The organism is Longimicrobiaceae bacterium (genome assembly GCA_035936415.1).
Taxonomy (GTDB): Bacteria; Gemmatimonadota; Gemmatimonadetes; order Longimicrobiales; family Longimicrobiaceae; genus JAFAYN01.
In genome coordinates, this window is record DASYWD010000242.1 from 1 (window position 1) to 6,965 (window position 6,965).

The 6,965-nt window shown below is 75.8% G+C and carries 4 protein-coding genes; 3 read left to right on the plus strand and 1 reads right to left on the minus strand.

Going from position 1 to position 6,965, the window contains the following annotated elements:
• The 3 genes from VGR37_09755 to VGR37_09765 all read left to right on the plus strand — a co-directional run.
• The coding region (locus VGR37_09755; GenBank protein HEV2147673.1) for an amino acid adenylation domain-containing protein at window positions 1-4,039 on the plus strand (4,039 nt) is incomplete at its 5' end.
• A gap of 101 nt (window positions 4,040-4,140) precedes the next feature.
• Complete coding sequence (locus VGR37_09760; protein ID HEV2147674.1) at window positions 4,141-4,425, plus strand: DUF2442 domain-containing protein; 285 nt, start codon at window positions 4,141-4,143, stop codon at window positions 4,423-4,425.
• Between the two features lie 8 nt (window positions 4,426-4,433).
• Window positions 4,434-5,867 (plus strand): DASS family sodium-coupled anion symporter, encoded by a 1,434-nt coding sequence (locus VGR37_09765; GenBank protein HEV2147675.1) that lies wholly within the window; start codon window positions 4,434-4,436, stop codon window positions 5,865-5,867.
• A gap of 57 nt (window positions 5,868-5,924) precedes the next feature.
• Here VGR37_09765 and VGR37_09770 read toward each other — a convergent pair.
• A partial coding sequence (locus VGR37_09770) for a HAMP domain-containing sensor histidine kinase (protein HEV2147676.1) occupies window positions 5,925-6,965 on the minus strand: 1,041 nt, incomplete at its 5' end.

The following is a 6,965-nucleotide window of genomic DNA, read 5'->3' on the forward strand; positions in this document are numbered from 1 at the left end:
GGCGGAGCGCGTCGAAGCGCTGCGGGGCGGCGGCCCGGAGCGGGTGCCGCCGCCCGTGGTCCCGGCGCCGCGCGACCGGCCGCTCCCGCTCTCGTTCGCGCAGCAGCGGCTCTGGTTCATCGACCAGCTCCACCCCGGGAGCAGCGCCTACAACGTCGCCTTCCCGCTGCGCCTGCACGGGCGGCTGGACGTGGCGGCCATGCGGCGGGCGCTCACCGCGCTCGCGGACCGCCACGAGGTGCTGCGCACCGTCTTCGGCACCGTGGACGGAGCACCGGTGCAGGTCGTGCGCCCTCCCGCGGAGGTCGCGTTCCCGGTGATGGACCTCCGCGGACCGGCGGAGGAGGCGCGCGAGCGCGAGGCGCGGCGCCTCGTCGCGGAGGAGAGCGCGCGGGGCTTCGACCTGGCCTCCGGCCCGCTGATGCGGGCCGGCGCGGTGCGGGTGGCGGAGGAGGAGTGGGTGCTGCTCTTCACGCTGCACCACATCGTCAGCGACGGCTGGAGCATGGAGGTGCTGGTGCGCGAGGTCTCGGCGCTCTACGCCGCCTTCGCCGCGGGCGAGGAGCCCTCGCTCCCGGAGCTCCCGGTGCAGTACGCCGACTATGCCGTCTGGCAGCGTGCCTGGCTCTCGGGCGACGTGCTCCAGGAGCACCTCGCCTTCTGGCGCGAGAGCCTGGCCGGTGCGCCCCCGCTGCTGGAGCTGCCGACCGACCGTCCCCGTCCCGCGGTGGCGGGCTACGCCGCCGGGGCGAGCGGCTTCGAGCTGGGGGCGGAGGCCACGGCGGCGCTGCGGGCCCTGGCCCGGCGCGAGGGCGCGACGCTGTTCATGACGCTGCTCGCGGCCTGGCAGCTCCTGCTCTCGCGCTACGCGGGACAGGAGGACGTGGTGGTCGGGACGCCGGTCGCCGGGCGGGACCGGCTGGAGACGGAAGGGCTGATCGGCTTCTTCGTCAACACCCTCGTCCTGCGCACCGACCTTTCGGGCGCGGGGAGCTTCCGGGAGCTGCTGCACCGGGTGCGCGAGACGACGCTCGGCGCGTACCAGCACCAGGAGCTGCCGTTCGAGAAGCTGGTGGAAGAGCTGGGGACCGGGCGCAGCCTGGCGCACACGCCGCTCTTCCAGGTGATGTTCACGCACCGCGCCGACACCGGCGAGGAGCTGCGGCTGGGCGGGGCGCGGGTGGAGGGGATCGGGGGCGCGGGAGGCACGGTCAAGTTCGACCTGCTGCTCACCCAGGTGGAAGCGGAGGACACCATCCAGGGGCACCTCGCCTACCGGGCGGACCTGTGGGAGGCCGGGAGCATGGAGCGGCTCCTGGAGCACTACGTCCGAATCCTGGAGGAGGTTGGGGCGCATCCCGAGCGGAAGCCGGCGGAGCTGTCGCTGCTCGGCGCGGCGGAGCGGACGCGGGTGCTGGAAGCGTGGAACGACACGGCGGCCGATCGTCCGCGGGCGTGCGTGCACGAGCAGGTCGCCGCGCAGGCCGCGCGCTCGCCCGACGCTCCCGCGGTGGTCTCGGACGCGGAAACGCTCACCTACGCGGAGCTGGAAGGGCGCGCCAACCGCCTCGCGCACCACCTCCGGGCCCTGGGCGCGGGCCCGGAGGCGCGGGTGGGGCTCCTCCTGGAGCGCGGCGCCGCGACCGTCGTCGCGGTGCTCGCCATCCTCAAGGCCGGCGCCGCCTACGTGGCGCTCGATCCCGCCCACCCGGACGAGCGCCTCCGCTTCGTGCTGGCGGACGCGGGCGCGCAGGCGGTGATCACCTGCTCGCGCCTCGCCGGGCGCCTCGGCGGCTTCGGCGGCGCCGTCGTGTGCCTGGACGCCGACGCGGAGGCGGTCTCGCGGCGCCCCGGCACTCCGCCGGAGAGCGGCGTGGGGCCGCGCAGCCTGGCATACGTGATCTACACCTCCGGCTCCACCGGCACCCCCAAGGGCGTGCTCCTGGAGCACGGAGGGCTGTCGAACTACCTCCGGTGGTTCGACGAGACGGTCCTCGGGCCCGAAGGGTTCGTCCTCCCCCTGGTGAGCCGCCTCACCTTCGACGCGCACGTGCGGCAGCTCTTCCCCCCGCTCCTGCGGGGGGAGGCGGTCCGGGTCCTCCCGGAAGCGGCCGCCACCGACCCGGGAGCGCTGCTCCGGGCGATCTCCACGGGAGAGCGGGTCTCCTTCGGGGGCGTCCCCTCGCTGTGGAGCGCGATGCTGGAGCTGGTGTCCTCCGGCCACGCGGCGAAGCCCGCGGGGCTGAAGGCGGTCCTGCTGGGGGGAGAGACGCTCCCGCCGGAGCTGGCGGAACGGACCTTCGCGCACTTCCCGGACGTGGCGCTCTGGAACCACTACGGGCCCACCGAAGCCACGGTCAACACCGCCGTGGCGAGGGTCCGTCCGGGGGCGGCGGTCGGCATCGGGCGGCCGATCGCCAACGTGCGCGTGTACCTGCTGGACGGGGAGGGCGGCCCGGTGCCGGCGGGCGTACCCGGCGAGCTGTACGTGGGCGGCGACGGGGTGGCGCGCGGCTACCTGGGGCAGCCGGGGCGGACGGCCGAGCGATTCCTCCCGGACCCGTTCGCCCCGGTGCCCGGGGCGCGGATGTACCGCTCGGGCGACCGCGCGCGCTGGCGCCTGGACGGCGAGCTGGAGTACCTCGGCCGCGTGGACGAGCAGGTGAAGGTGCGCGGCTTCCGGGTGGAGCCGGGGGAGATCGAGGCAGCGCTGGAGCGGCACCCCGGGGTCCGCCAGGCGGCGGTGGCGGCGCGGGAAGACACGCCGGGGCAGAAGCGCCTGGTGGCGTACGTGGTCGCGGAGCCCGGCGCGGCGGCGCCGCCCGAGGAGCTGCGGGCGCACCTGGCGGCGCGGCTGCCGGAGTACATGGTGCCCGCGGCCTTCGTCCCGATGGAGGTGCTCCCGCTGACCCGGAACGGCAAGCTGGACCGTCGCGCCCTCCCCGCGCCGGAGTGGAGCCCCGGGGAGGCGTACGTGGCCCCGCGCACCCCGGCGGAGGAGATGCTCTGCGGGATCTGGGCGGAAGTGCTGCAGCGGGAGCGGGTCGGCGTGCGGGACGACTTCTTCGCCCTGGGCGGTCACTCCCTCCTCGCGGTACGGCTCCTGGCCCGCGTCGAACAGCTCACCGGCAAGCGGGTCACGGTGGCGGAGCTCTTCGCGGGTCCCGACGTGGAGCGGATGGCCGCGGCGCTTAGCACGGACTCCGTCCGGGAGTCCTCCACGCTGGTGCCGATCCGGACGGGAGGAACGGCGCGCCCGCTCTTCTTCGTCCACGCGGCCGGGGGGAACGTCCTGGGGTACGCGGATCTCGCCCGCCACCTGGGCGCCGGCCAGCCGTTCTACGGCCTGCAGGCGCGGGGGGTGGACGGGGACGAGGCCCCCCGGACCACCGTCGCGGAGATGGCCGCGGACTACCTGGCGGCGGTCCGCACGGTGCAGCCGGAGGGCCCGTTCCGGCTGGGCGGATGGTCCATGGGCGGGATGGTCGCCTTCGAGATGGCGCGGCAGGCCGAAGCCGCGGGCCAGCGGGTGGAGCTCCTCGTCCTGGTGGACCCGCCGTCACCGGGACGGCGGGCCGTCCCCACGGAAGCAGACGAGCCCGGCCTCCTCGCCAGCTTCGCCCGCCACCTGGGCCTGCCCCTGGAGCGGATCGCCCTTTCGCCCGAGGAGATCCTGCGGCACGGGCCCGGGGAGCGGCTGCGCCGCGCGTGGGAGGCGGCGCGCGCCGGGGACGCGCTTCCCCCGGAGCTCGACTTCGCCCGCTTCCGGCGTCTCTGGACGGTCTTCCGGACCAACGTGGCGGCCAGCCGGGCCTACCGGCCGGGGCGCGCCACGGCCGACGTCCTCCTGGTCCAGGCGGAGGACCGGACCACGCCGGCCGCCGCGGATGCGGCCCTCTGGACGGCGCTCACCACCGGGACCGTGCGCAGCGCGACCCTCCCCGGAGACCACTTCACCCTGCTCCGGGAGCCGCACGTCGGGGCGCTCGCCTCCCGGCTGGCGGAGGCCCTCGCGCCCCGCCCCGGAGAGGCGCCGTGACCCGTACCCCTTGCGTGGGGAGCCCCCGCGCGTGCACACTGGTGGGTGACTTCCCGCTCGCGGGAGCCCCACCCGCCGTCCCCCGTCCCCGAATCAGAACGATGGACCCGAGCACCTGGATCAACCCCCGCATCCCCCCGGACCCGCGCTTCCGCTCCATCGGCGTGACCGCCGACGAGATCATCGCCAAGCTCGCCGACGGACGGAAGGTGAGCATCCCGCTCGCCTGGTCCGAGCGCCTCATGGCCGCCACGCGCGAGCAGCGCCACAATGTCCAGATCCTGGACGACGGCGAGCTGGCCCACTGGCCCGACGCGAACGAGTTCCTGAGCGCGCAGGGGATCCTGTTCGGCACCAAGGCGCGGCTGCTGCGCCGCCAGGCGTAGGAGATCCGGTGCCGGCGCGGCGGCGCATCGGGCTCCCGCTCGGTCCCGCCGCGCTCCTGGCCGTCCTGCTCCTCCCGCCCCCGGCGGGGATGGAGCCGGCGGCCTGGCGCACGGCCGGGGTGGGGATCCTCATGGCCGTGTGGTGGATGTCCGAGGCGGTGCCGATTCCGGCCACCGCGCTCCTCCCGCTGCTCCTCTTCCCGCTCCTGGGCGTCGCCGGCATCGATGCCGCCGCCGCGCCCTACGCCAACCCGGTCATCTTCCTCTTCCTGGGCGGCTTCATGCTCGCGCAGGCGATGCAGAAGTGGGGGCTGCACCGGCGGGTCGCGCTGGAGGTGATCCGCGCCGTCGGCACCCGCCCGGCGAGCCTGGTGGCGGGCTTCATGGCCGCCGCCGCGCTGCTCAGCATGTGGGTCAGCAACACCGCCACCGCGGTGATGATGCTCCCCATCGGCGTCTCCGTGGTGGAGCTGGTGTGCCGGCGCGAGGGGGGCGGCGACGGGCGGGACGAGGCCAACTTCGCGGCCGCGCTGATGCTGGGGATCGCCTACGCGTGCAGCATCGGGGGGCTGGGGACGCTGATCGGCACCCCGCCCAACGCGCTCCTCGCCGGCTTCATGCGCGAGACGTACGGGGTGGAGATCGGCTTCGGGCGGTGGATGCTCCTGGGCGTGCCGCTGGTGCTGGTGGGGCTGCCGCTCACCTGGGCGCTGCTGGTGCGGTGGGCGCACCCCTTCCGGATCCCGGAGGTCCCCGGCGGGGCGGAGATGATCCGGCGGGAGCTGCGCGCGCTGGGGCCCCCTTCGCGGGGCGAGGCGGCGGTGGCCGCGGTGTTCTTCCTGGCGGCGGCGTCGTGGATCTTCCGCCCGCTCCTGGAGCGGGTCCTCCCCGGCCTTTCCGACGCGGGGATCGCGGTGGCCGCGGCGCTCCTCCTCTTCGCGCTCCCGGTGCACCCGGGCCGCGGCGAGTTCGCGCTGGACTGGGAGTGGGCGCGGCGCATCCCCTGGGAGGTGCTCCTCCTCTTCGGCGGCGGGCTCTCGCTGGCGGGAGCCATCGCCCGCACCGGGCTGGCGGGGTGGATCGGCGCGGCGCTCTCCGCGCTGGACGCGCTCCCCACCGTGACGGTCGTCGCGGTGGTGGCCACCGTGGTCATCTTCCTGACCGAGCTCACCAGCAACACCGCCACCGCCGCCGCCTTCCTCCCGGTGGTCGCCTCGCTCGCCGGCGGGATCGGGGAGGACCCGCTCCTCTTCGCCGTCCCCGCCGCGCTGGCCGCCAGCTGCGCCTTCATGATGCCCGTGGCGACGCCGCCCAACGCGATCGTCTACGGAAGCGGCGCCGTCACCGTGCCGCAGATGGCCCGCGCCGGCTTCCTGCTGAACCTGGCCTTCGTGGTGCTGGTCACCCTCTGGGGATGGCTGCTCGCGCCGGTGCTGCTCTGACGGCAGGTCACGGGCGACGGCCTGCAACGGCAGAACGCCACCCCGTCGGCGGCGAGATCACTCCTCGGGCACGGCGGGGAGGGTGAAGGTGAAGGTGCTCCCCTCGCCGGGAGCGCTCTCCACGCGGATCCGCCCGCCGTGCGCCTCCACGATCCCCCTGGCGATGGCGAGGCCCAGGCCGGCGCCGGAGCGGCGGGCGTCCGCCTGCCAGAAGCGGTCGAAGACGTGGGGGAGCTGCTCCGCCGGGATCCCCGCCCCGGTGTCCGCCACCGCGACCACCACCTCGCCGCCGCCATGGGTGGCGCGGAGCGTGACCCGCCCGCCGCGAGGGGTGAACTTCACCGCGTTCCCCAGCAGGTTGGAGAGCACCTGCAGCACGCGGTCGCGGTCGGCCAGCATGCGCGGGAGCCCGCCCGGCACCTCCAGCACGAGCTCCACCCCGCGCTTCTCCGCTGCCAGGCGCACCAGCTCGCGCGCCTCGGCCAGGAGGGTGCGCGCGGCCAGCGGCACCGGGTGCACGCTGAGCTGCCCGGCCTCGAGGCGGGTGGCGTCGAGCAGGTCGTGGATGAGGCGGTTCATCTGCTCCGTCAGCTCCAGCACGCTGCGCAGCGGCGCGCGCTGCGCCTCCGGCCCGCGCGGGGCGTCCAGGAGGAGGGACGCGTACATGGCGATGGCCGTGAGCGGGTTCCGGAGGTCGTGCGCCACCACGCCCAGAAGCTCGTCGCGGGCGCGGGTGGCCGCCTCCGCCTGCGCCCGCGCCCGCCGCTCCCCCTCGTACAGGCGGGCACGCTCCAGCGCCCCCGCGCACTGCGCGGCGATGGCCGCCAGGAAGTCGCGGTCCTCGGCCGTGAACTCGCGCGGCTCCACGAAGCTCAGGCCGATGGCCCCCAGCGCGCGCTGGTCGGCGAGGAGGGGGACCGCCGCCCAGGCCTGGTGTCCCGTCTCGCGCGCGGCGTCCGCCAGCGCCGGGAAGCGGTCGGCGAGCGCGTCGCGTCCGGTGACGAGCACGCAGTCCCGGGTGCGCACCGCCTCGGCCAGCGGCACCCGCGCGTCCAGCGGCACCCGTGCGTCCAGCGGGAAGCGCCGCCACCCCTCCAC